Here is a 24,131-nt window from a genome sequence, read left to right on the forward strand (position 1 = left end):
CCCACCGACCTTCTTCTTCGAGTCAGGAGCCATCCGTGAGTGTGTTGTTCGAGCCTTTGACCCTGCGCGGCGTCACCATCCCGAACCGCGTCTGGATGGCACCGATGTGCCAGTACTCCGCTGACGTCATCGGCGACCAGGTCGGAGTGCCCAACGAGTGGCATCGCACGCATCTGGTGAGCCGTGCAATCGGCGGCACCGGCCTGATTCTCACCGAGGCGACGGCCGTCAATCCCGAAGGCCGCATATCGGCAGCTGATCTGGGGATCTGGAACGACACGCAGGCGCAAGCCTTCGCCGAGATCAACGCGCAACTCGCGTACTTCGGCGCAGTGCCCGGAATCCAGCTGGCCCACGCCGGACGCAAAGCATCGACGCAGGTTCCGTGGCGCGGCGGCAAGAGCCTGCCCGCCGACGACCGACTCTCGTGGCAGACGGTGGCCCCGAGCGCGGTTCCGTTCGGTCACCTTGCCGATCCGGTCGAGCTCACCACGGAAGGCATCGAGAAGGTCGTCGCAGACTTTGCAGCGGCGGCTACCCGCGCACTGAAGGCCGAATTCAAGGTCGTGGAAATTCACGCGGCCCACGGATACCTGATCCATCAGTTCCTCTCCCCCGAGAGCAACAAGCGGACCGACCGCTACGGCGGCAGCTTCGAGAACCGCATCCGGTTGCTCCTCGAAATCCTGAGCGCAGTCCGCGAGGTGTGGCCGGCCGAGCTACCGCTCTTCGTCCGGGTCTCGGCGACCGATTGGCTCACGGAAGAACGTGGGCTCGACGTCGAGAGCTGGACCGCGGATCAGACCGTAGCCCTCGCCAACATCCTCTCCGACTACGGCGTCGATCTCGTCGACGTGTCCACCGGCGGTAATTCACCGGCAGCCAAGATTCCGGTGGAGCCGGGATACCAGGTTCCGTTCGCCCGTCGCCTGCAGAACGAGAGCCTGCTACCGGCCGCCGCCGTCGGCCTCATCACCGAACCCGAACAAGCCGAGAAGATCGTCGAAGACGGAAGCGCAGTGGCGGTGCTCCTCGGCCGCGAACTGTTGCGAGATCCCTACTGGGCGCGCCGGGCGGCCCGTGAACTGAACGCCGAGGTAGGACCGCATATCCCGTCGCAGTACGCCCGCGCCTTCTAGCCCGAAAATCGGCTCCCGCGCACAACTTTGATAGCGTAAGCGTCTTACTTGCCGGTAGTCCGGAGCCCTGAGGGTTCCGGACACTGCCGCGGGCCAGAGCCGTGCGACGGGGGTCGCAACGAGCCACAGGGCACGCGGACGCTCGATTTCCCGACCGGCTCATCGGCGAGTGGGCAACGAAAAGATGCGTGCATCAGGTACGTGCCCCGCTCGGTTCGATGATTGCGCTGGGGAGCGCATGTCATGACTACACCAGAGAACTCGATCAGCGCTCTCGAAGTGGCCGAATCACCCGATGTCTGCGTCACCGACAATGCGTCCGTCAAGCGCGCTGTCAAGGCAACGATGCTCGGAAATGCCATGGAGTGGTTCGATTTCGGCGTTTACGCATATCTAGCTACCACTATAGGAAAAGTGTTCTTCCCGGACGCGAGCGGCAGCGCTCAACTCCTCTCTACCTTTGCAATTTTTGCGGCAGCCTTCATCGTCCGCCCACTCGGCGGATTGTTCTTCGGTCCACTCGGTGACCGCATCGGACGCAAGAAAGTCCTGGCCACCACCATCATTCTGATGGCGGGCAGCACCTTCGCCATCGGCCTCATCCCGAGCTACGAATCCATCGGTATCGCCGCCCCGATCCTGCTGGTACTCCTACGCCTACTGCAGGGCTTTTCCACCGGCGGCGAATACGGCGGAGCCAGTACGTTCGTCGCCGAATACGCACCGGACAAGCGCCGCGGTTTCTTCGCCAGCTTCCTCGAATTCGGTACTCTGGCAGGATATGTGGCGGCAGCGGGCATCGTGACGATCATCCAGACCGTCGTCAGTGCCGAGGACCTACTCCAGTGGGGCTGGCGCATCCCCTTCCTCATTGCCGGACCTCTGGGTCTCATCGGCCTGTACCTCCGTCTGCGTTTGGAGGAAACTCCCGCATTCCAGATGATGGAGCAGGCCGAAGAGCGCTCCCTCGCAGATGAATCCACAGGCAAGAAACTACGCGAAACTCTCGTCGACAACTGGCGTCCGCTTGTTCTGTGCATCGTCCTGGTGGCCACGTACAACATCGCTCACTACGGACTGCTCAGCTACATGCCGACGTATCTGACCAACACGTTGGGTTACGACGAATCCCACGGACTCGTTCTGATGATCATCGTCATGATCGTGATGATGATGGGAATCAGCTACGTCGGAAAGTTCTCGGACCGCGTCGGGCGTAAACCCTTGCTGCTCAGCGGTTTCATCGGATTCTTCGTCCTGTCCCTGCCTGCCTACCTTCTGATCGGCGTCGGCAACTACGTGACGGTCTTCCTGGGACTCGCAATTCTCGGTGGCTTGCTCCTGCTGTTCGTCGGAGTGTTCCCGTCCGTGCTTCCCGCACTCTTTCCGACCGGAATCAGGTACGGCGGCTTGGCAATCGGATACAACCTCGCGGTCTCCATCTTCGGCGGGACCACTCCCCTGGTGCTCACCGCCCTCGAAAGTGCAACGGGCAGCAACTTGGTCGCACCGATGTACATGATGATCGCCGCCGTGATCGGCGGTATCGCAGTCCTGATGATCCCCGAGACCGCACGCAAGCCACTCGACGGCTCTCCGCCCTCCGTCGCCACCGACGAGGAAGCACGTCGGATCATCCGCAAGGTTCGTCGAAAGAGAATGAAGGCCGATAACCTCGAGGTATGAGCACGCCTCGAATCGTCGTCGTCGGCAGTATCAACATGGATCTGACCACGTCAGTATCCAGATTCCCAGCTCCGGGAGAAACGCTGCTCGGCACTGCCTTTGCCACCGCGGCGGGAGGCAAAGGCAGCAACCAGGCCATCGCCGCCGCGAAGGCCGGTGGGGACGTGTCGTTCGTCGGCGCGGTCGGCGACGACGGTTTCGGCACCCAATTGCGCGAGACCCTGCAAGACGCCGGGGTCGACACCGCGTTGCTTCGTAGTGTCGACGGCCCGAGTGGCGTTGCCGCCATCACCGTGAGCGAGGACGCGGAGAACAACATCATCGTCGTCCCGGGCGCCAATTCCTCGGTCACCTCGTTGTCAGAAGCAGACCTCGACGCGATCGCACACGCCGACGTTCTACTGTGCCAACTCGAAATACCCCTCGACACGGTCACCGCAGCGGCCCGGCACGCGCGTGCCAACGGAACAACTGTCATCCTCAATCCTTCGCCGGTACAAGACCTTCCGGGCGCCCTGATCGAGTCTGTCGACATCCTGATCGTCAACCAGACCGAGTCGGAGCAGTTGGCCGCGGTCACCGGTCGCGTCCGATACCTCGTCACGACGCTCGGGGCCGGCGGCGCGGATCTCCGGTCGGGCGAGGAGACAATCCACGCCGACTCCCCGGCCGTGACACCCGTGGATACAACTGGCGCAGGCGATGCTTTCACCGGCGCCTTCGCCGTGGAGTGGGTGCAGGGCCAGGACCGCGCCCTGCAGTTCGCTGCCACGGCGGGAAGTCTGGCGACGACGGTCCGCGGCGCGTCGGTGTCGTCACCCACTCGCGCTGCGATCGAAAAAGTCCTGAACCGACAGCTTGACTCTGACACCGTGTGAGGTCGTAAACCTGTAGGTATCGGGTTTGTGAGAGAGAAACGGGGCGAGCAAGGATGTTGAGCATCGGAGACTTCGCGAGAGCAGGTCGTGTGTCGGTGCGCATGCTCCGCCACTACGACGCCATCGGTCTGCTCAGACCCGCGAGGGTCGACGCATCCACCGGGTATCGCTCGTACACCGCGGGCCAGTTGGCGCTGCTCAACCGCATCGTCGCTCTCAAGGAGTTGGGCCTGACTCTGGCCCAGGTCCAGCAAGTGGTGGAGTCGGCGGTCACCGTCGACGAGATCCGCGGGATGCTCACGCTTCGCCGAGCAGAACTCGAAACCCGAATCCAGGAAGACACCGCGCGACTGGCGCATGTACAGGCGCGCCTACGGATCATCGAAAGTGAGGGACAGATGTCCGCATACGAGGTTGTGATCAAGTCAGTTCCGGCGCTGCGGGTCGCGGAGTTGACCGGTACCGCCAAGACGATGGATCCGTCGTCGATCGGCCCGGTGGTTCGCGGGTTGTACGAGCGCCTTTGTACCGGTTTGGATCGTGCCGGTATCGCCGCGATCGGACCCGCTGTCGCTTACTACGAGGATGCCGGTGACGACGAGAACGTCGTCGTCCATGCGGCGCTACCGGTAGACGCGAATCCCGATGGCGACTACGAGTTCGCTGTGGTGGACCTGCGGGCCGAAGAGCACGTGGCCTCGCTGCTGCACAAGGGTTCGATGGACAACTGCCTGCCCGCTTATCAGGCGTTGGCCCAATGGATCGACGCAGCGGGATACCGCAATGCCGGCCCCAGCCGTGAGGTGACGCTGGCGTGCCCGGAGGATGTCGACGGCTGGGTCACCGAACTGCAGGAACCTGTTGCCAAGGCCTGAAGCCCGCACGTGTCGGCAGGGTCGTGCACCATGGGGTCCATGACCACCGCCACTGCCCCAGCCATGCGCGACGAAGCCGAGCGGCTGCTCCGCGAACTCGCGGGGCCGGATGCCCGCCTACGCGAGGACCAGTGGACGGCCATCGAGGCGCTGGTGGTGCAGCGCAAACGCGCGCTCGTCGTACAGCGGACCGGCTGGGGCAAATCTGCGGTCTACTTCATCTCGGCGAAGCTGCTCCGGGCAACGGGCCACGGCCCCACCGTCATCGTCTCTCCGTTGTTGGCCCTGATGCGAAACCAGGTCAGTTCTGCCGAACGTGCCGGAGTGCGCGCCGCAACCATCAATTCGGGCAACGTCACCGAATGGGACGACATCCATGCCCGCGTCGCAGCCAATGATCTCGACGTCCTTCTGGTCAGCCCCGAGCGCCTGAACAACCCTGACTTCCGCGATCAGGTGCTCCCGGCCCTGGCAGCTGATGCCGGCCTGGTCGTAGTCGACGAGGCTCACTGCGTTTCCGACTGGGGCCACGACTTCCGTCCCGACTACCGCCGCATCAGGACCTTGATCGCCGAACTCGGCGAGGGCATTCCCGTCCTCGCAACCACGGCGACGGCCAACAACCGCGTCGTCGAGGACGTGTCCGCCCAACTCGGCGTCGGCGGTGAGGAAACCCTCGTCCTTCGCGGCGGGCTCGAACGCGAGTCGCTTCACCTCTCTGTAGTCCACATTCCGGAGGCGACGGCGCGCGCTGCCTGGCTTGCCGACATGCTCGAGACGCTGCCGGGTTCGGGCATCATCTACACGCTGACGGTTTCGGCCGCGCGCGACCTCGCAAGCCTGCTCTCCGAGCGCGGCCATACCGTCGCCGCCTACACGGGCCAGACCGATCCCACTGAACGTGAATCTCTCGAGCAGGACTTGTTGGGTAATCGCGTCAAGGCTCTGGTGGCCACCTCGGCACTCGGGATGGGCTTCGACAAGCCTGATCTCGGGTTCGTCGTCCACCTCGGCGCACCGTCGTCGCCGATCTCGTACTACCAGCAGGTGGGCCGCGCCGGTCGTTCCACCGACAGGGCAGACGTGATCCTCCTGCCTGGCGCCGAGGACAAGCAGATCTGGAGTTACTTCGCCTCGGTCGCCTTCCCCCGCGAGCACCTGGTCCGCAGCGTCATCGAACACCTCGACACCGAAAAGGCCACGTCGACACCGGCACTCGAACCTCTGGTGGAGCTCAATCGCACGCGTCTCGAGATGGTCCTCAAAGTCCTCGACGTCGACGGCGCGGTCAAACGCGTCAAGGGCGGGTGGATCAGCACCGGCGAACCCTGGGTGTACGACGCCGAGCGCTACGGCCGACTCGACGACGCTCGCCAGGCCGAGCAGGCCGCAATGGTCGAGTACCAGAGCATCACGACGTGTCGAATGACCTTCCTGCGTGAACAACTCGACGATCCTGGTCTGACCTCGGAGAACTCACAGTGCGGTCGCTGTGACAACTGCACAGGCAATCGCTACGACACCACTGTCGACACCGCCGCCCTCGACGAGACTCGGGCGCGCTTGCAGCGCCCCGGATTCGACCTGGAGCCGCGCAAGATGTGGCCGACCGGCCTGAGCAAGCTGGGCGTCAAGCTGTCCGGGAAGATCACCGAGGGGCCCGAAACCGGGCGCATTCTCGGACGGATGTCGGACCTGGGCTGGGGTCAACGTCTCCGCGCGCTTTTCGACGGTCCCGACGCCGAGGTACCCGATGCGGTGGTCAGCGCGTGTATCAGCGTTCTGGCCGCCTGGAATTGGGCCGAGCGACCCACCGGTGTCATGGCCCTCGAATCCACGACGCATCCTTTGTTGGTGTCGAGCCTGGCTGCCAAGTTGGCCGAGGTCGGGCGATTGACCGACCTGGGCACCCTTCGCTTGCGACCCGACCACCCTCCGGTGTCGGCAGCGAACTCCGCCTACCGTGTGTCCGGACTGGTCGATGTTTGGGAAGTCCCGGACATGAGTATCCATCAGGGACCGATACTTCTTGTCGACGCAATCGCCGATACCGGTTGGACTTTCACGATGGCCGCGCGCGCACTTCGACAGGCTGGTGCTCACTCTGTACTTCCGTTGGCGCTCGCAAGCCCGAAATAGCGAGTTTTTGCCCGAAATAGTCGCTCCGACAACGGCAAAAGTTACATAATGTGAGCACCATCACATTCATGTCCTCACCTGGGGCGCAACGGGTTCCACACGGCCCGAAACGGACATCTGCATGACTTCGACAGCAATGATTGTTACGTTCAGATGACCGATGAAGCCTGTTGATACGAGAGCTATCCCGACCACCGCGCCGGACGCGGTGTTGTTCAGAAGCCCACAGATCGATGACGGAGTCCGGCTCTGGGAGATCGCACGTGATTCGAAGGTGCTCGACCTCAATTCGAGTTATGCATACCTGTTGTGGTGCAGGGATTTCAGCGCGACGTCCATCGTCGCGGAGGTAGACGGCCGCGTAGTCGGATTCGTTTCCGGTTATACCCGTCCCAGCGCGCAGGAAACCCTGTTCGTGTGGCAAGTTGCGGTCGACGAAGACCAGCGCGGCAAGGCAATTGCTGCCCGCATGCTGTCCGACTTGATGGATCGCACTGCCCCACTGGGTGTTACACATCTGGAGACCACGATCAGCCCCGACAACGAGGCTTCGATCGCACTCTTCACCGCGCTCGCACGTCGGCGCGAAGTACCGATAACCAGGCAGACCTTGTTCTCGCCCAACGATTTTCCCGATGGACACGAAGCCGAAGATCTTTACACGATCGGCGCCTAGCGCACTTCGCGCTCGGCATACAGCATGCCCCGGAGGAACAAAGAAGATATGAATATCAACGAAGCAAGCATTTTTGAAACCCTCGAGTCCGAGGTTCGCAGCTACTGCCGTGACTGGCCCGCAGTGTTCACCAGCGCATCCGGATCCTGGATTCGTGACGAGAACGGGCGCGACTACCTCGATTTCTTCGCCGGTGCCGGCGCCCTCAACTACGGCCACAACAACCCGGTGCTCAAGTCCGCACTGGTCGACTACATCATGAGCGACGGCATCACGCACGGTCTCGACATGTCGACAGTCGCCAAGCGTGAGTTCCTCGAGACCTTTCAGCGCAACATCCTCGAGCCGCGCGGCCTGGACTACAAGGTCCAGTTCCCCGGCCCGACCGGATCGAACACCGTCGAGGCTGCACTGAAGCTGGCCCGCAAGGTCACCGGACGTTCGGCAGTCATCAACTTCACCAACGCATTTCACGGAATGACACTTGGTGCACTCTCCGTGACCGGCAACTCGATGAAGCGCGCGGGCGCCGGTGTCCCCCTCGTGCACACGACACCGATGCCCTTCGACAACTACTTCGACGGCGTCACCGAGGACTTCCAGTGGTTCTCCCGCGTTCTCGATGATTCCGGCAGTGGAATCAACCGCCCCGCGGCAGTGATCGTCGAAACCGTGCAGGGTGAAGGTGGCGTCAATGTCGCTCGCCCCGAATGGCTTCGGGCGCTGGCAACACTGTGCTCGGATCGCGGAATCCTGTTGATCGTCGACGACGTCCAGATGGGTTGCGGCCGTACCGGCCCGTTCTTCTCCTTCGAAGAGGCCGGAATCGTTCCCGACATCGTCACGTTGTCCAAGTCGATCAGCGGCTACGGAATGCCGATGGCGCTCACGCTGTTCAAGCGTGAACTCGACGTCTGGGGACCGGGCGAGCACAACGGCACCTTCCGCGGCAACAACCCGGCGTTCGTCACCTCCAAGGTGGCACTCGACCACTACTGGTCCGACGACGCACTCACCAAGACGACGTTGAAGAAGGGCGCACGCATCAGCGAATGCTTCGCCAACCTCTCCGATCAGTTCCCCGGCGAGGTCTCGCACCGCGGGCGTGGCTTGGTTCAGGGCCTCGTCTTCGAACAGCCCGAGCGCGCCGGCAAGGTCTGCCAGTTGGCATTCGACGAGGGATTGCTCGCCGAGACCTCCGGACCCTCCGACCAGGTTGTGAAACTGCTTCCCGCACTGACGATTACCGACGACGAGCTCGAGCACGGCCTCTCCATTCTGGCCGAGGCGACACTCAAGGTCTGCAGCTAGAGGAAGGACTCTCCCATGATCGTTCGCACCACCACCGAGATCACCGACACCGACCGCGACATCACGAGTGAGGACGGAAACTGGCGCAGCAAGCGCATCGTCCTCGGCGGCGACCGCGTCGGGTTCTCGTTCCACGAGACCACCATCAAGGCGGGTTCGGTCAACGAGTTCCATTACGCCAACCACGTCGAGGCTGTCTGGCTCGTCGAGGGCACCGGCAAGCTGATCGACCTCGACAACAACAAGGAATACGATCTCGCACCGGGGTCGATGTACCTGCTCAACGGCCACGAGCGTCACCGCGTCGAGCCGGACACGCAGATGCGCATGCTGTGCGTGTTCAATCCGCCGGTCACCGGGCGTGAGGTGCACGACGAGAACGGTGTCTACCCACTGGTGGAGGTCCCCGCGTAGCGTCTAGTCATGGCGACTGACACCTCTCCACGCGTAGCGATCGGCCCCGTCCCCGATGCACTGCTCGACAGCGCGGTGCTTCGGGGCGGTGGTCTGATCAGTCCGATCGACACTGCGGACGCCCTGATCTGGGCGGGCTCACCCGAGACCTTTCCGTCGGAGTTACCGGCGTCGGTCAGGTGGGTGCAGCTTCCGTCGGCGGGAATCGAGGATTGGTTCGACTCCGGTGTGATTCCGAAGGACACAGAAATCACGTGGACCTCGGCGGCCGGTGCGTTTTCGGCGTCGGTGGCCGAGCATGCACTCATGCTTCTCTTGGCCGGAGTTCGTCACTTGCCTGCACACATCGAGGCTCGAACGTGGCGTCAGTTCGAGTTCTTTCCCAAGATCGGCACCCTTCGTGGCTCGACGGTTGCGATCATCGGCGCGGGCGGTATCGGCCGCGCGCTGATTCCGATGCTGGCCGCGCAGGGGCGGACAGCATCGCAGTCAATCGTTCCGGTAGCCCGGTCCCCGGGGCGATCTCCACGTACCCCGCATCCAGAATGGATGAAATCTATTCTCGCGCAGATCACTTCGTGATTGCTGCGCCCGCCACCCCGGCCACCCGTCACCTCGTGGGCCGTGCGCAGTTGGCGGCGATGCAACCCCATTCCTGGGTGATCAATGTCGCGCGCGGATCACTGGTCGACACCGACGCACTGGTCGAGGCCATCGAGTCGGAACAGATCGGCGGCGCCGGTCTCGACGTCACCGATCCCGAACCCCTCCCGGACGGTCACCCACTGTGGGATCTGACGAATGCGATCATCACACCCCACGATTCCAATCCGCCAGGCGTTCGCCCCGCCGCCTTCGCGGATCACGTCTCCAAGAACGTGACCCGCTTCGCGAAGGGTGAGGCGCTGGCTGCCCTCGTGGACCCAGTAGCCGGATACTGAGTACGCCGCCGAAGCTCGAATGCTCGGACCACGGTTGCCACAAATTACTGTGGCGACTGCGTCTCCGGAAAGAAGAGCGCCCGCGCCCGGCGAGCGACCTCTTCGGCAGGTACATCCTCGACCTTCGTGCATACTGCCCACCTGTGGCCGAACGGATCGAGAAACACCCCATGCCGGTCGCCCGAAAATGTATCGGCCACAGCCGTGACCAGCGTGCCTCCCTCGGCGACTGCCCGAGCGACAAACCCGTCCGTGTCCTCGGTGTAGACGACGATCGACGAATGCACCCAGCCGCCCTGTGGTGATTTGAGTCCGAAGTCCGGCATCTCCTGCGAAAGCTGCAGCATCGAATCGCCGATCCGGATCTCCGCATGCATGAGGGAGCCGTCAGGTGCGTTCATCGCATCGACTATCTCAGCTCCAAGTGCTCGTTTGTAGTAGACGAGTGCGGCATGACCGTCCGGCACCGCGAGGTAGGGAGTGATCGTGCGGTAACCAGCGGGGATTGGGTTCACTGTGTTCATGTCTACGAGTATCGGCGATCGCACACGTGTTCTATTGAACATTTCGGACTTCCTCCGCGCCTCCGTCTCGCACACGCGCCTATCCTGGAGCAGTGCCCACCGACAACAGCCGCCTCGATGCCCTTCCCGAACTCCTGGCCGGCCGTCGCCTGGCAGTTCTGACGGGCGCCGGCATCTCCACCGACTCCGGAATCCCGGACTACCGCGGACCTGATTCACCCCCGCGCAATCCGATGACGTTCCAGCAGTTCATCGGCGATCCGGCGTTTCGGCGGCACTACTGGGCGCGCAACCACATCGGCTGGCGATACATGGACAGCTCCCGCCCCAACCAGGGCCACCGGGCCGTCGCGGCGCTGGAACGAACAGGGCGAGCCGTCGGCGTGATCACCCAGAACGTCGACCTCCTGCACACCAAGGCCGGCGCGCGAAACGTCATCGACCTCCACGGCACCTACGCGCAGGTTCGATGCCTGAGCTGCCAGCGGCTGATCTCCCGCACCACTCTCGCGGAGAGACTGGAAGAAGCCAATCCTGGATTCGCCGAAACAGTCGCTGCTGCAACAGGAGTCGAAATCGCACCCGACGCAGATGCCGTGATCGAATCCACCGCACACTTTCGCGTCGTGGATTGCGCCGTGTGCGGTGGCTTACTCAAACCGGACATCGTCTACTTCGGCGAATCCGTCCCCAAGGAACGCGTCGCCCGTGCGTACAGCCTCGTCGACCAATCCGACGCACTGTTGGTAGCCGGGTCGTCGTTGACCGTGATGTCCGGCCTACGTTTCGTCCGGCATGCCGCCAAGACCGGGAAGCCGATCGCCATCGTCAATCGAGGCACGACTCGCGGCGACGAATTCGCCGACCTCAAGCTCGAAGTCGGTTGCGCTGAAGCACTTTCCGCCCTCGTCGAACACGAAAGCTACAGCGCCACCAAGTCGTCCGCGTGAACCACAGGACGCTGCATGTCAGCCGGTAGATCGGTGGTGGAGCGCCCCAGGATCTCCTCGATCTCCGCAGCGTCGAACGCAACGACACCCCGGGCGACGGGCTTCTCCCCCGGCCCCATCAGGGACACGACGTCGCCGGCGTGGAAGTCACCGGATACACCGACGATGCCAGCGGACAGAAGGCTTCGACGCTTGGACACGACCGCGCGGACGGCGCCTTCGTCGAGGTGGAGGTCACCCGATGTGTCAGCGGCGTGACGAACCCAGAATCGGCGGGCCGACAATCGCGTCGGCCGGGGCGCAAATGCCGTTCCGACATCGGCACCACTGAGTGCCTGCGCAGCGTCCGATGCTGCCGCGAGCAGAACTGGCACGCCGGAATCCGCGGCCAGGCGTGCTGCTGAGAGCTTCGACGCCATGCCTCCGGTACCGAGGGCGCCACCCGAACCGGCAACCACACCGTCGAGATCCTCGGGACTGTTGACCTCGGGAATCAGTGTGGCATCGCCCTTTCGGGGATCCCCGTCGTACAGTCCGTCCACATCCGACAACAGGATCAACGCGTCGGCGCCGACCAGATGAGCAACCAGAGCAGCCAGCCGATCGTTGTCACCGAATCGAAGTTCGGTGGTGGCAACGGTGTCGTTCTCGTTCACGATCGCCACCGCGTGCAATGCCCGTAGACGATCGAGTGTCCGTTGGGCGTTGCGGTGCTGCGTCCGTCGAGCGATGTCGTCAGCCGTGAGTAGAACCTGCCCGACGGTACGGCCGTAACGGGCGAACGACGTACCCCAGGCGTGAGCCAGAGCCAACTGACCGACGCTGGCCGCAGCCTGCTTGGTCGCGAGATCGCGAGGCCGCTTGGTCAGTCCCAGCGGCGCCAGTCCGGCGCCGACGGCACCGGACGAGACGACGACGACATCGGAACCCGCACGCATGCGAGACTCGATGGCATCGGCCAACAGGTCGAGTCGGTGAGTATCGAGTCCCGCCACCAGACTGGTGAGCGCAGACGACCCGATCTTCACGACGATACTGTGAGCCGACGCTATCGACTCCCTGGTGGACCCGAGCACAGTCCCGTTCCCTCTCTTCGGTTTTCGTCCTGAAATCGCGTGGGTCAGGCGTCTTCGTCGAGCAAGCCGCGGCGGACACGACGCGCGTGCTTGCGCTCGTCGGCGCCGATGCGCTCCACCTGATCGAGACGCGGGTCGGTTCCACGGCCCGTGCGGGTCAGATCGATACCGGCCGGCGTCATCGGCTCCCACTCGAAGCTGACGTCGCCGATGGTGACGGAAGCTCCTGGCTGAGCGCCCTTCTTGACCAATGCGTCCTCGACGCCCAATCGAGCAAGACGGTCGGCGAGGTAACCAACGGCCTCGTCGTTGTCGAAGGCGGTCTGACGAATCCACCGCTCCGGGCGGGTGCCTCGGACGACGAACCCACCGGGAATATCGGGATCCTTCTCGATGGTGAAGCTGGAATCCTTGACCTTGACCGGGCGAATGACCTGGCGCTTCGGCTCGGGCTTCGGATGAGCTTCGCGGTAGTCGCGGACCATCTTCGCCAGCGCGAATGTCAACGGTCGCAATCCTTCTCGGCTCACCGCCGAGATGGTGAAGACCGGCCATCCGCGAGCTTCGATCTCAGGCGTGACCATTTCGGCCAATTCGGCGGCCTCGGGAACGTCGGTCTTGTTGAGGATGACGACGCGCGGGCGCTTGTCGAGGTCACCGAGTCCCGAGTCGCCGGAGAGCGCGGGCGTGTACGCGGCCAGCTCTGCTTCCAGGGCGTCGATGTCGGAGATCGGGTCACGTCCCGGATCGAGGGTGGCGCAGTCGATCACGTGCGCCAATACGGCGCAGCGTTCGATGTGGCGCAGGAAGTCCAGGCCCAAACCGCGGCCTTCGCTTGCACCGGGGATCAGCCCGGGCACGTCGGCGACGGTGAAGGTGGTGTCACCGCTCGAGACGACGCCGAGGTTGGGGACCAGAGTTGTGAAGGGGTAGTCGGCGATCTTCGGCTTGGCCGCAGAGAGAACGGACACAAGCGAGGACTTACCGGCGGAGGGGAATCCGAGCAGACCGACGTCGGCTACCGACTTGAGTTCGAGAACCAGGTCACGCTCGACACCGTCCTCACCGAGGAGTGCGAAACCGGGAGCTTTGCGGGCTTTCGAGGCGAGTGCTGCGTTGCCGAGTCCGCCGCGGCCGCCCTGAGCGGCGTCGAAGCGTGAACCGACTCCCACGAGGTCGGCAAGCACGTTGCCGTCGGTATCGAGAACCACAGTTCCATCCGGAACCTTGAGGATGAGGTCTTCACCGTTTGCACCCTCGCGGTTACTGCCGGCGCCCTGCTTGCCGTTGGTCGCCTTCGCGTTGGGATGGAAGTGAAAGTCGAGGAGGGTGTGGATGTTCTCGTCGACCACGAGGATGACGTCGCCACCGCGACCTCCGTTGGCACCGTCCGGACCGCCGAGCGGTTTGAACTTCTCGCGGTGTACGGAGGCGCAACCATTGCCGCCTTTTCCAGCGCTGACGTGCAGCACAACACGGTCAATGAATCGGGACATGACTGCCGGATCCTTCCTCAGTCAATTGCGGGTCTCACGCGATGAGCTGAACTTCTGGTGAGCAGGGTTGCTCGGGGCAAAACGGGTACTGCTTAAACAAACGATAGGGGCGGACCGGGTTATTTCAACCCTGGTCCGCCCCTATCGGGAGCTTGGAACGCGTCACTCTCTTACCGAAAGCAGAACCGGCTTACCGAAGTAGAACCGATGACGCACAACTAGCGAGAAAGACTAGACCTCAGCCGCAACGACGGCCGGAACGATGTTCACGGTCTTGCGTCCACGCTTCTGGCCGAACTCGACTGCACCGGCAGCGAGAGCGAATAGGGTGTCGTCGCCGCCACGGCCGACGTTGACGCCGGGGTGGAAGTGCGTGCCGCGCTGGCGAACCAGGATTTCGCCTGCGCTGACCGACTGGCCGCCGAAGCGCTTCACGCCGAGGCGCTGGGCGTTTGAATCGCGACCGTTACGGGAGCTGGATGCACCCTTCTTATGTGCCATGCTATTGACCCTCCTCGGGTGAAATTAGCTAGAAAGAACTGGTTACTTGATGCCCGTGACCTTGAGCACCGTGATCGGCTGCCTGTGGCCCTGACGCTTGTGGTAACCGGTCTTGTTCTTGAACTTGTGGATGCGGATCTTCGGGCCCTTGGTGTGCTCGACGATCTCACTGGTGACTGCGACCTTGGCCAGCTTGGCCGCGTCGGTGGTCAGGTCGGATCCGTCGACCACGAGAACGGGAGCAAGCGAGACAGCAGTGCCGGGCTCACCCTCGATCTTCTCGACCTTGACGAGGTCACCAACAGCGACCTTGTACTGCTTTCCGCCGGTCTTGACGATCGCGTACGTTGCCATCGGAGGGCTACCCCTTGCTTCTTCGAACTTGCTCGCGCTGCTGCCTGAGGCTTCAAATGCATCGCGACTGGTCTGGTTTATGTCACCTCGGCTCGGCACTGACGTACCGGGACATTCACGCACACTCTAGGCACACGGAATCTCTACCGCCGGGTGGCGACCCTCCAAGGTTACGGGAAAGCAACCGTCAGGGTCAAACCGCCCCGCCGAGGGGTGGTGCTCACTACTCTGTACTGCTTCTACCAGCTGAAACTTCGGATAACGGTTGGATGTCCTCGCTCATCGCGAAGTCATCCAACCGACCGAAAGCCAGTAGTTCTTACTCTCCGTCTACCGGAGGCCCTGCGGGACGTGCTGCTGCACGCCTGCGACGGGGTCTCTTGACGACGACAACTTCTTCCTCAGCCGGAACTTCGGTGGCCGGAGCCGGAACGTTTTCCGCGACCGCGTCCACCACGGGTTCCGGAGTCGGAATCACGAAGACCGTGCCCACCTCGGGAGCTGCCTCGGCAACCGGTGCCGACGCTGCCCGCGACGCCCGGCGACTACGCCGACGACCGCGCGGAGCTGCTTCGGTCGAAGCTGCGGCCGACTCGTTGTCCACTGCGGATACTTCTTCCGCAGCAGAGTCCACAACAGGAACGTCATGGTGCTCAGCAGCAGCAGGAGTATCGATCGGCCGATCTTGTTGCCGATCGGCACTTTTGGATGCATCGTCCCCCGAAGACACACCGGCGGAATCAGACTCGGTCGAGTCGGCCGCGACGGTCTCGTCGTCGTCGTGGTGATGCGAGGCCATCGCCAATGCCACCGGATGAGCCCGCTTGACCGTCGCGTCGACGGCCGGAACCTCCGGCGCCGGAGCTTCCTGTCCGTTGGACTCGGTCGAAGCCGACTTGTCTCCGCGGCCACGCTTGTTCTTGCGCGAGGTACCGGAATCACTGCGCTGCGAGCCCGAACGCGATCCTCCGTCGTCCGAGGACTTCACCTCGACGGGCTCGGAATGGACGATGATGCCGCGGCCGTGGCAGTGCTCACAGGTGGTCGAGAAGGCCTCGACCAATCCGGTGCCCAACTTCTTGCGCGTCATCTGCACGAGCCCGAGTGACGTGACCTCCGACACCTGATGGCGCGTGCGATCGCGACCCAGGCATTCGGTGAGCCGACGCAGGACCAGGTCCCGGTTCGATTCGAGAACCATGTCGATGAAGTCGACGACGATCATTCCGCCGATGTCCCGCAGGCGCATCTGGCGAACGATCTCCTCGGCCGCTTCGAGGTTGTTACGGGTGACGGTCTCTTCGAGGTTTCCGCCGGCTCCGGTGAACTTGCCGGTGTTGACGTCGACGACGGTCATGGCCTCGGTGCGGTCGATCACCAGGGTGCCGCCGGACGGCAGCCACACCTTGCGATCGAGTGCCTTGGCCAACTGCTCGTCGATACGGCGAGCCGCGAAGACGTCGATACCGTTGTTCGGCGTGTACTTCTCGAGCCGCGGAAGCAGGTCGGGCGCAACGGAGTTGATGTAGTTCTCGACCGTCGTGTGCGCCTTCTCGCCCTCGATGACCAGCTTGGAGAAGTCCTCGTTGAACAGATCACGAATGACCTTGACCAGCATGTCAGGCTCTTCGTACAGCGCCTGCGGGTTGCCGGACTTACCGGTGTCCGCAGCCGCAGCCTGCTCCTCGATGCCGGCCCACTGAGCCTGCAGACGAGTCACGTCGCGCGCCAACTCTTCTTCGCTGACGCCCTCGGACGCCGTGCGAATGATCACGCCCGCGTCGGCGGGCACGATGTCGCGCAAGATTTCCTTGAGACGCTTGCGCTCGGTGTCCGGAAGCTTGCGGCTGATACCCGTGGACGTACCACCGGGCACGTAGACGAGGAAACGACCGGCAAGCGAAATCTGTGTGGTCAGTCGAGCACCCTTGTGACCGACCGGATCCTTGCTGACCTGAACGAGCACCTGATCGCCCGGCTTGAGGGCCTGCTCGATCTTGCGCGAGTTGCCACCGAGACCGGCGGCCTCCCAGTTCACCTCACCGGCGTAGAGAACACCGTTGCGGCCACGCCCGATGTCGATGAACGCAGCTTCCATGCTGGGGAGCACGTTCTGGACACGTCCGAGGTACACGTTGCCGACCATCGACGCGGACGCCGAGTTGGTGACGAAGTGCTCGACCAGCACTCCGTCTTCGAGGACTGCTACCTGTGTAGTCGCATGCGGCTGACCGCTGTCTGCCCGATCGCGCACGACCATGACGCGATCGACGGCCTCACGACGCGCGAGGAACTCCGACTCGGTCAGGATCGGTGGGCGACGTCGGCCGGCGTCACGACCGTCGCGGCGACGCTGGCGCTTCGCTTCCAGACGTGTCGAACCACTGATGCCCTGGACCTCGTCCTTGACGCGGGTCTTGTTGCGAGGTTCGCGCTCGTGAACGACGGTGTTCGGCGGATCGTCCTCGGACGTCGCAGTCGCGTCGGTGGCGCCGTCGGTGCCGGTCTTGCGACGACGACGACGGCGGCGACGGCGGCTCGATCCGTCGGCATCGAGATCGGAATCGTCGGCATTCTCGGAATCCGCATCAGCGGTGGACTCGGACTTATCACCGGATTCTTCGCCGGCAGCGTCGTCGGTTTGCTTCTCGACTGCCGCAGGGGCAGATTCCTGCTCCGATTCGGTAGCGGTATCCGACTCTTCGTCCGAACCCTGCTCACCACCCTGTTCACCGCGACCACGTCCACGTCCACGGCGTCCACGACGACGGCGACGCGGCTGATCGTCGTCCTCGTCCTCGGACTCGGCGCTCTCGCCCTCGGTTTGCGGTGCGGTCACAGCCGGCTCTTCGACGGCAGGAACTGCAACCGGCGCTGCCTCGGGAACGACGGTTTCGGCTTCCGCGGTTGTCTGCTTCTCTTCGACGACCGCCGGTGCAGCAGGCTCGCGGCGTGCGCGACGGCGACGCGGAGCTACCTCGGCGGCTTCGAGATCCGGCTGCAGGAACAGCGGGACCTGCGGCGCGGCGGGAGCCACCTCGGGCTGATGGGTCTGCGGCGCCTCGAAGGAAGTGAACAGATCGGACTGCTCGGCTTCCTTGCTCTGCAGCGCAGCAGCGGCGTCGAGTCCAGCGCTGATCTCGGCGACAGCCGGATCCACTGCTTCTTCTGCTGCAGGTTCTTCGACGACGACCTTTTTGCGGGTGCGACGAGCCCTGACAGGCTTCGCGGCCGGAGCCTCTGCAACAGGAGCCTCCACGGGAGCTTCTGCAGCAGGCTCCTCGACAACAGGCGCCTCGACAACCGGGTCGATGAGGGTGTCGAGCTCGGCGACGACGGGCTCGATGGCCTCGGCCGCGGAAGCCAACGAGGCATGAATCCGCTGAGCGACGTCACGGTGGAGACTCGACTGCGCGCTGCGCAATTCGGTACCGAGCGCTGCGGCTTCGGCAAGGACCTGCTTGCTGGTGACGCCGAGCAACTTCGCCAGCGCGTGTACGCGCATCTTGTCGGGAAATTCCGGGGTGGTGCTGGAATCTGATTCGGTTGGGGATTGATCGGCCACGTAAGTCTCCTCAGCCCCCGGGCGCGTCCAACCCAGAAGTCGAGTTGTCACGCGGCCACGCGGGAGCGTGCTGTGTGTACTCGCACTCAGAAGTGAGTACGAGATTGTAAGGTCTCGCTCCGCATGGTCCGCAATGCCCGTTATTCACTGCGAGCACATGAAGTGCCTGGCTGGATGGCCGTTGTCCTGTGCGCGAGCGCCTGATCATCCAGCGTGCAGAGGTCCAGGGATTTCCTGTTGACCTGGAGCAGCGATGAAAGGGCATCGAACCTAGGTGTCATCCGGTTGAACGTGCGTAAAACAAATTGCGGTTCAACTGAAAGCAGTATCCCACACCAACGCGCCTGCAACTGCAAAGGGCGCACCGATGTGGGATACGTGCCGAGAATTCGCTGTGGAGATGTGGGCCGAAGGCCCGTTCATGTGGGCCGAGGCCTGATCGGAGATTCAGATGGACGACAGCGCGGGGAACCACAGAGCGATTTCACGCTCTGCCGACTCCACGGAGTCGCTGCCGTGAACGAGGTTCTGCTGCGCTTCGAGTCCGAAGTCGCCGCGGATCGTACCCGGAAGAGCCTTGTCGACCGGGTCGGTTCCGCCGGCCAACTGACGGAAAGCAGCGATGGCTCGGGGGCCTTCGAGCACTGCGGCCACCAGCGGACCGGAGGTGATGAACTCCAACAAGCTCGGGTAGAACGGACGCTCGGCGTGTTCTGCGTAGTGGCTACCAGCCACCTCTTCGGAAGCTACGCGGAGGTCGAGTGCTGCAATTGTCAGGCCTTTGCGCTCGATACGGCTGAGGATTTCTCCTACGTATCCACGGGCAACGGCGTCGGGCTTGATCAGTACGAGGGTGCGCTCAGTCACAGCGGACAGCCTAAATGGTCAGTCCCGCTGACCGGGAAGCAGGCCCTTGTCCATCCGGCGCTTGATGTCTCTCTGCAGGTAGACGAGGTATCCCCAGACGATCCCGAAGGTGATCGCCACACCGGCGATCGACGGGTGGACGAAGAAACCGAACAGAAGGATCACCTGCAGCGCGACGTTGAACCCCATCGCCCACGGCTTGCCCTGGATGCCCGCACCCAGAATCATCAGTACCGCCAACCCGATGATGAATCCCGCGGAGGCCGCGGTGAGGCCTCCGCCGACGACCGCGACAACCGGCAAAGCCAGCAGCACGACGATCGCCTCGAGGATCAGGGTTCCGGCCATCACTCCGCGGAAGCTTTTCCACGGGTCCTTGGTCGGCGGCCCGAATTCGCCGGCAGTGTCTCCGGGCTCGTGGTCTCCGGACTCGGGATTGGCATCTGACGGGGTACTCACGCGGGGTCCTTTCCGAACAGCGTGCGGGCGGCGCCTGCGGTCACGACGGATCCCGTCACCACCACACCCGCCCCTGATACGGCCTCACCGGGTTCGGCGACCTGCTCGGCGATTTCGATCGCGACTTCCAAGGCGTCGGCAAGCACCGGCGCAACGACGACGCGCTCGTCGCCGAACTTCGCGACGGCGATGTTCGCCAGTTCTTCGACGTCCATCGCCCGGGGTGACCCGTTGTGGGTGACGACGATCTCGTCGAAGACGGATTCGAATGCAGTCAAGATGGCGTCGACGTCCTTGTCCGCCATGACGCTGACCACTCCCACGAGCTTGCGGAAGTCGAACTCGGCGGCCAGTGCGGCCGCGAGAGCGCGAGCACCGTCTGGATTGTGGGCGGCGTCGAGAAAGACCGTCGGCGCACTCCGAACACGTTCGAGGCGACCGGGATTGACGACCGAGGCGAACCCGTTGCGGATTGCATCCTGATCCAGTTGTCGATCCGGACCGGCACCGAAGAACGCTTCTACGGCAGCGAGCGCGAGCGCGGCGTTGTGCGCCTGATGCTCACCGTGAAGGGGGAGGAAGATGTCGGTGTACACACCGCTCAAGCCTTGAAGTTCGAGCTGCTGTCCGCCCACCGCGATCTGGCGAGCAAGCACCTTGAACTCCGAGCCTTCACGAGCGACCGCGGCCTCCACCTCGACAGCACGCCGCAGCAATACCTCCATGACTTCGGGAGTCTGCTCGGCGATGATCGCGACGGTGTCCACCGGAACCAGGTCCTCGCGGCCCTTCTTGATGATCCCGGCCTTCTCCTCCGCGATCCCGGCCAGGTCGGTGCCCAGGTACTCGGCGTGATCGAGGCTGATCGGGGTGATCACCGCAACCTGCCCGTCGATCACGTTGGTGGCGTCCCAGCGTCCGCCGAGGCCGACCTCGACCACGGCGACGTCGACCGGCGCCTCCGCGAAGGCCGCATAGGCCATGGCGGTGAGCACTTCGAACTTGCTCATCGCCGGTCCCCCGGCTTCCTCCGACTGTGCGTCGATCATCTGCACGTACGGCTCGATCTCGCGGAACGTGTCCACGTAGAGCCGCGGCGAGATCGGATGACCGTCGATGCTGATCCGCTCGGTCGCGATCTGCAGATGAGGGCTGGTGGTTCGCCCGGTGCGACGATGCAGAGCCGTCATCAACGAATCGATCATGCGCGTCACCGACGTCTTACCGTTGGTTCCCGTGACGTGCACCGACGGATAGTTGTGCTGAGGCGAGCCCAGGACATCCATGAGCGCCTCGATGCGAGTCAGTGACGGCTCGATCTTGGTCTCGGGCCAACGCTTGTCGAGTTCTGCTTCCACCAGCGCCAGTTCGGCGATGTCGACCGGAGTCGGAACCGAACTCTGAGCGTCGAATTGGGACGGCTCGTACGAACTCACTTGTCGGCCAACTCCTTCAGACGTCCCGTGATGCGCTCGATCTCTTCGACGGCGATCTGGCGACGTGTCTTGATCTTGTCGACGACGGCGTCGGGCGCCTTCGCCAGGAAGGCCTCGTTCGCCAGCTTGTTGTCAGCGGTGACGAGCTCCTTCTGCGCTGCCGCGAGGTCCTTTTCGAGCCGCTTCTTCTCCGCGCCGAGGTCGATGGTGCCCGAGGTGTCGATGTCGACAGTGACGGTGCCCTGGCTCAGGCGCACCTCGACGGAGATCGACGCGGTGAATCCCTCTTCGGGTTCGGTCAGCTTGGCCAGCGCCGCCACGTAGGCGAACTGGCCGTCCATGCCGGCCTCCGATAGCCCGGACGCACGAGCCGGGACCTTCTGGGAAGGCTTGAGTCCCTGATCGTTTCGGAATCGTCGCACCTCGGTGATCAGCTTCTGCGTGTCTTCGATCCTGGTTGCGGCCTGGGCGTCGACTGCCTCACCGGACAACACGGGCCATTCGGCGACGACCACGGACTCGCCGCCGGTGAGCACCTTCCACAGGGTTTCGGTCACGAACGGAATGACCGGGTGCAGGAGGCGGAGCAGTGCATCGAGAACGTTGCCGAGCACGGCGCGGGTGTTCGCGGCGACGGCCTCGTCGGCGGCGAACTGCACCTTGGCGAGTTCGAGGTACCAGTCACAGACCTCGTCCCACGCGAAGTGGAACAGGCCTTCGCACGCCTTGCTGAACTCGTAGCGATCGAATGCGGCGTCCGCCTCGGCCTGGACCGTGTCGAGACGGTCGAGGATCCAACGATCGGCGTCGGTCAGTTCGCTTCGAGCGGGCAGCGGCGCGGGAGCAGCGCCGTTCATCAGAGCGAACTTGGTCGCGTTGAACAACTTGGTCGCGAAGTTGCGCGAGGACTGCGCCGAATCCTCACCGACGGACAGGTCGCTGCCCGGGTTGGCGCCGCGTGCAAGTGTGAATCGCAGGGCGTCGGCGCCGAAACGATCGACCCAGTCGAGTGGGTCGATACCGTTGCCGCGAGACTTCGACATCTTCTTGCCGTACTGATCGCGGACCAGTCCGTGCAGGAACACGTCCTTGAACGGCATCTGCGCGCCGGACTTACCCGGACCGGCGGTGATCGACTCGTCCTCGGACACGTAGGTGCCGAACATCATCATGCGGGCGACCCAGAAGAACAGGATGTCGTAGCCGGTGACGAGAACGCTGGTGGGATAGAACTTTTCGAGTTCGGGCGTGTTGTCCGGCCAGCCCATCGTCGAGAAGGGCCACAGTCCGGAGGAGAACCAGGTATCGAGGACGTCGGGATCCTGGACCCAGCCTTCCGGCGCCGTTTCGTCAGGACCGAAGCACGCAACTTCACCCTCGGGGCCGTACCAGACCGGAATGCGGTGACCCCACCAGAGCTGACGGGAAATGCACCAGTCATGCATGTTGTCGACCCAGTCGAACCAGCGTGGCTCCTGGCTCGCCGGGTGAATGACGGTGTCCCCGTTGCGAACCGCGTCACCCGCAGCCTTGGCGAGCGTCTCGACCTTGACCCACCACTGCAACGAGAGACGAGGCTCGATGGCCTCGCCACTGCGCTCGGAGTGCCCGACGCTGTGCAGGTACGGGCGCTTCTCGGCGACGACGCGTCCCTGCTCGGCGAGAGCTTCGCGAACCTTGACGCGAGCCTCGAAGCGGTCCATTCCGTCGAATTCGGTTCCGGTGTCGGCAATCTTGCCGGTCTTGTCCATGATTGTGGGCATCGGCAGGTTGTGCCGCAGGCCCATCTCGAAGTCGTTGGGATCGTGAGCCGGCGTGATCTTCACAGCGCCGGTTCCGAACTCGGGGTCGACGTAGTCGTCGGCGATGATCGGGATCTGACGCCCGGTGAACGGATGATCGAGAGTGGTGCCGATGAGGTGCTTGTAGCGCTCGTCCTCGGGATGGACCGCTACTGCGGTGTCACCGAGCATCGTCTCGACGCGAGTGGTCGCGACGATGACGTGCGGCTCGTTGTCGTCGAGCGAGCCGTAGCGCAGGGAAACCAGCTCACCCTCGACGTCCTCGAACTTCACCTCGATGTCGGAGATCGCGGTCTGCAGCACCGGCGACCAGTTCACGAGACGCTCGGCGCGGTAGATCAGGCCCTCGTCGAACATGCGCTTGAAGACGGTCTGGACGGCGCGGGAGAGGCCCTCGTCCATCGTGAAACGATCACGACTCCAGTCGACGCCGTCACCGATGCGCCGCATCTGGCCACCGATGGTTCCACCGGATTCGCGCTTCCAGTCCCAGACCTTGTCGATGAACAGCTCGCGGCCGAAATCTTCCTTGGTCTTTCCGTCGGCAGCGAGTTGCTTCTCGACGACGGACTGCGTGGCGATACCGGCGTGGTCCATGCCTGGCAGCCACAGCACCTCGTAGCCCTGCATCCGCTTGCGACGGCTGAGCACGTCCATGAGGGTGTGATCCAGGGCATGGCCCATGTGCAGGCTGCCGGTGACGTTCGGGGGCGGCAGCACGATGGAGTAGCCGGGCTTGTCGCTGGTCGCGTCGGCCTGGAAGTACCCGGCGTCTACCCAGCCTTGATACAGATCGGCCTCTACCGCGCTGGGGTCCCAGCTCTTGGGTAGGGCGTCGGCGGGGGTCTGGGGGTTCTCTGGAGCTGCACTGGTCACCACTTGATCCTAATGACTCCCCCGTCGTGAACGAATTCGCCCGTCGGCCGCCGCAGCGCACACGAACGACTGCCCCGCAGTCCGGGGTCAGCCGAACAAACGATATTCACCGATCCGCTCCGCTGACAGGATCGCTCTGAAGGACGACCGACCAACGACCTGTGGA

Annotated in this window: 19 protein-coding genes and 1 pseudogene; 10 read left to right on the forward strand and 10 right to left on the reverse strand. The window is 63.6% G+C overall.

Going from position 1 to position 24,131, the window contains the following annotated elements; genetic code table 11:
- The first annotated feature begins 35 nt into the window (after nt 1-35).
- The 9 genes and pseudogenes from EHW12_RS18585 to EHW12_RS18625 all read left to right on the forward strand — a co-directional run bounded on the left by EHW12_RS18585 (nt 36) and on the right by EHW12_RS18625 (nt 10,059).
- Nucleotides 36-1,139, forward strand: a complete 1,104-nt coding sequence (locus tag EHW12_RS18585) for an NADH:flavin oxidoreductase/NADH oxidase (protein ID WP_054826982.1) — start codon at nt 36-38, stop codon at nt 1,137-1,139.
- Between the two features lie 243 nt (nt 1,140-1,382).
- Nucleotides 1,383-2,825, forward strand: coding sequence for an MFS transporter (locus tag EHW12_RS18590; protein WP_003944479.1), 1,443 nt, complete (start codon nt 1,383-1,385; stop codon nt 2,823-2,825).
- Complete coding sequence (locus EHW12_RS18595; protein WP_042450215.1) at nt 2,822-3,703, forward strand: ribokinase; 882 nt, start codon at nt 2,822-2,824, stop codon at nt 3,701-3,703. Before EHW12_RS18590 ends, EHW12_RS18595 begins: the two co-directional genes overlap by 4 nt.
- A gap of 53 nt (nt 3,704-3,756) precedes the next feature.
- Nucleotides 3,757-4,578: a MerR family transcriptional regulator gene (locus tag EHW12_RS18600; protein WP_007731010.1), complete on the forward strand. Its 822-nt coding sequence runs from the start codon at nt 3,757-3,759 to the stop codon at nt 4,576-4,578.
- A gap of 39 nt (nt 4,579-4,617) precedes the next feature.
- The gene (locus EHW12_RS18605) at nt 4,618-6,717 is read left to right on the forward strand and encodes a DEAD/DEAH box helicase (RefSeq protein WP_030536630.1); all 2,100 of its coding nucleotides are present in this window, start codon (nt 4,618-4,620) and stop codon (nt 6,715-6,717) included.
- A gap of 160 nt (nt 6,718-6,877) precedes the next feature.
- Complete coding sequence (gene ectA, locus EHW12_RS18610) at nt 6,878-7,393, forward strand: diaminobutyrate acetyltransferase (RefSeq protein WP_003944572.1); 516 nt, start codon at nt 6,878-6,880, stop codon at nt 7,391-7,393.
- 48 nt (nt 7,394-7,441) lie between these two features.
- Nucleotides 7,442-8,704, forward strand: coding sequence for a diaminobutyrate--2-oxoglutarate transaminase (ectB, locus tag EHW12_RS18615; protein WP_007731008.1), 1,263 nt, complete (start codon nt 7,442-7,444; stop codon nt 8,702-8,704).
- Nucleotides 8,705-8,719: 15 nt separating this feature from the next.
- Complete coding sequence (locus tag EHW12_RS18620) at nt 8,720-9,118, forward strand: ectoine synthase (protein WP_003944463.1); 399 nt, start codon at nt 8,720-8,722, stop codon at nt 9,116-9,118.
- Nucleotides 9,119-9,127: 9 nt separating this feature from the next.
- A pseudogene (locus tag EHW12_RS18625) lies at nt 9,128-10,059 on the forward strand (D-isomer specific 2-hydroxyacid dehydrogenase family protein).
- 44 nt (nt 10,060-10,103) lie between these two features.
- Here EHW12_RS18625 and EHW12_RS18630 read toward each other — a convergent pair.
- Nucleotides 10,104-10,625, reverse strand: a complete 522-nt coding sequence (locus EHW12_RS18630; protein WP_125051443.1) for a VOC family protein — start codon at nt 10,623-10,625, stop codon at nt 10,104-10,106.
- A 50-nt stretch (nt 10,626-10,675) separates the two neighbouring features.
- On the opposite strand from EHW12_RS18630, the gene EHW12_RS18635 reads away from it, so the two are divergent.
- Entirely contained in the window at nt 10,676-11,533 is an 858-nt protein-coding gene (locus tag EHW12_RS18635; RefSeq protein ID WP_042450219.1) for an NAD-dependent protein deacetylase, read from the forward strand.
- On the opposite strand, the gene proB is transcribed toward EHW12_RS18635, so the two are convergent.
- The 9 genes from proB to EHW12_RS18680 form a co-directional block, all read right to left on the reverse strand.
- Nucleotides 11,506-12,609, reverse strand: coding sequence for a glutamate 5-kinase (gene proB, locus EHW12_RS18640; RefSeq protein WP_125051445.1), 1,104 nt, complete (start codon nt 12,607-12,609; stop codon nt 11,506-11,508). The two genes, EHW12_RS18635 and proB, sit on opposite strands and share 28 nt — an antisense overlap.
- Nucleotides 12,610-12,653: 44 nt before the next feature.
- Entirely contained in the window at nt 12,654-14,105 is a 1,452-nt protein-coding gene (gene obgE / locus EHW12_RS18645) for a GTPase ObgE (protein ID WP_003944579.1), read from the reverse strand.
- Between the two features lie 231 nt (nt 14,106-14,336).
- Complete coding sequence (gene rpmA / locus EHW12_RS18650; protein WP_003944532.1) at nt 14,337-14,606, reverse strand: 50S ribosomal protein L27; 270 nt, start codon at nt 14,604-14,606, stop codon at nt 14,337-14,339.
- A gap of 42 nt (nt 14,607-14,648) precedes the next feature.
- Nucleotides 14,649-14,960: a 50S ribosomal protein L21 gene (gene rplU, locus EHW12_RS18655; protein WP_003944533.1), complete on the reverse strand. Its 312-nt coding sequence runs from the start codon at nt 14,958-14,960 to the stop codon at nt 14,649-14,651.
- Nucleotides 14,961-15,279: 319 nt separating this feature from the next.
- Nucleotides 15,280-18,525 carry a translation initiation factor IF-2 N-terminal domain-containing protein gene (locus EHW12_RS18660; protein ID WP_125051447.1) on the reverse strand — a complete coding sequence of 1,082 codons (3,246 nt, stop codon included), beginning with the start codon at nt 18,523-18,525 and terminating at the stop codon, nt 15,280-15,282.
- A 447-nt stretch (nt 18,526-18,972) separates the two neighbouring features.
- The gene (gene ndk / locus EHW12_RS18665) at nt 18,973-19,392 is read right to left on the reverse strand and encodes a nucleoside-diphosphate kinase (protein ID WP_003944527.1); all 420 of its coding nucleotides are present in this window, start codon (nt 19,390-19,392) and stop codon (nt 18,973-18,975) included.
- A gap of 18 nt (nt 19,393-19,410) precedes the next feature.
- On the reverse strand, nt 19,411-19,851 hold the full coding sequence (locus EHW12_RS18670) for a DUF4233 domain-containing protein (RefSeq protein WP_003944448.1): 441 nt from the start codon (nt 19,849-19,851) through the stop codon (nt 19,411-19,413).
- Nucleotides 19,848-21,287 carry a folylpolyglutamate synthase/dihydrofolate synthase family protein gene (locus EHW12_RS18675; protein ID WP_125051449.1) on the reverse strand — a complete coding sequence of 480 codons (1,440 nt, stop codon included), beginning with the start codon at nt 21,285-21,287 and terminating at the stop codon, nt 19,848-19,850. Before EHW12_RS18675 ends, EHW12_RS18670 begins: the two co-directional genes overlap by 4 nt.
- Nucleotides 21,284-23,965 carry a valine--tRNA ligase gene (locus tag EHW12_RS18680; protein ID WP_064074827.1) on the reverse strand — a complete coding sequence of 894 codons (2,682 nt, stop codon included), beginning with the start codon at nt 23,963-23,965 and terminating at the stop codon, nt 21,284-21,286. Before EHW12_RS18680 ends, EHW12_RS18675 begins: the two co-directional genes overlap by 4 nt.
- Between the last annotated feature and the right edge of the window lie 166 nt (nt 23,966-24,131).

Origin of the sequence: Rhodococcus sp. NJ-530 (genome assembly GCF_003860625.1) — a bacterium.
Lineage (GTDB): Bacteria > Actinomycetota > Actinomycetes > Mycobacteriales > Mycobacteriaceae > Rhodococcus_F > Rhodococcus_F qingshengii.

What these genes read in the sequence shown, in the direction of transcription:
- EHW12_RS18590 (WP_003944479.1), top strand. Translation starts at nt 1,383, where the DNA reads ATGACTACACCAGAGAACTCGATCAGCGCTCTCGAAGTGGCCGAATCA.
- EHW12_RS18595 (WP_042450215.1), top strand. Translation starts at nt 2,822, where the DNA reads ATGAGCACGCCTCGAATCGTCGTCGTCGGCAGTATCAACATGGATCTG.
- EHW12_RS18600 (WP_007731010.1), top strand. Translation starts at nt 3,757, where the DNA reads ATGTTGAGCATCGGAGACTTCGCGAGAGCAGGTCGTGTGTCGGTGCGC.
- EHW12_RS18605 (WP_030536630.1), top strand. Translation starts at nt 4,618, where the DNA reads ATGACCACCGCCACTGCCCCAGCCATGCGCGACGAAGCCGAGCGGCTG.
- ectA (WP_003944572.1), top strand. Translation starts at nt 6,878, where the DNA reads ATGAAGCCTGTTGATACGAGAGCTATCCCGACCACCGCGCCGGACGCG.
- ectB (WP_007731008.1), top strand. Translation starts at nt 7,442, where the DNA reads ATGAATATCAACGAAGCAAGCATTTTTGAAACCCTCGAGTCCGAGGTT.
- EHW12_RS18620 (WP_003944463.1), top strand. Translation starts at nt 8,720, where the DNA reads ATGATCGTTCGCACCACCACCGAGATCACCGACACCGACCGCGACATC.
- EHW12_RS18630 (WP_125051443.1), bottom strand. Translation starts at nt 10,625, where the DNA reads ATGTTCAATAGAACACGTGTGCGATCGCCGATACTCGTAGACATGAAC.
- obgE (WP_003944579.1), bottom strand. Translation starts at nt 14,105, where the DNA reads ATGTCCCGATTCATTGACCGTGTTGTGCTGCACGTCAGCGCTGGAAAA.
- rpmA (WP_003944532.1), bottom strand. Translation starts at nt 14,606, where the DNA reads ATGGCACATAAGAAGGGTGCATCCAGCTCCCGTAACGGTCGCGATTCA.
- rplU (WP_003944533.1), bottom strand. Translation starts at nt 14,960, where the DNA reads ATGGCAACGTACGCGATCGTCAAGACCGGCGGAAAGCAGTACAAGGTC.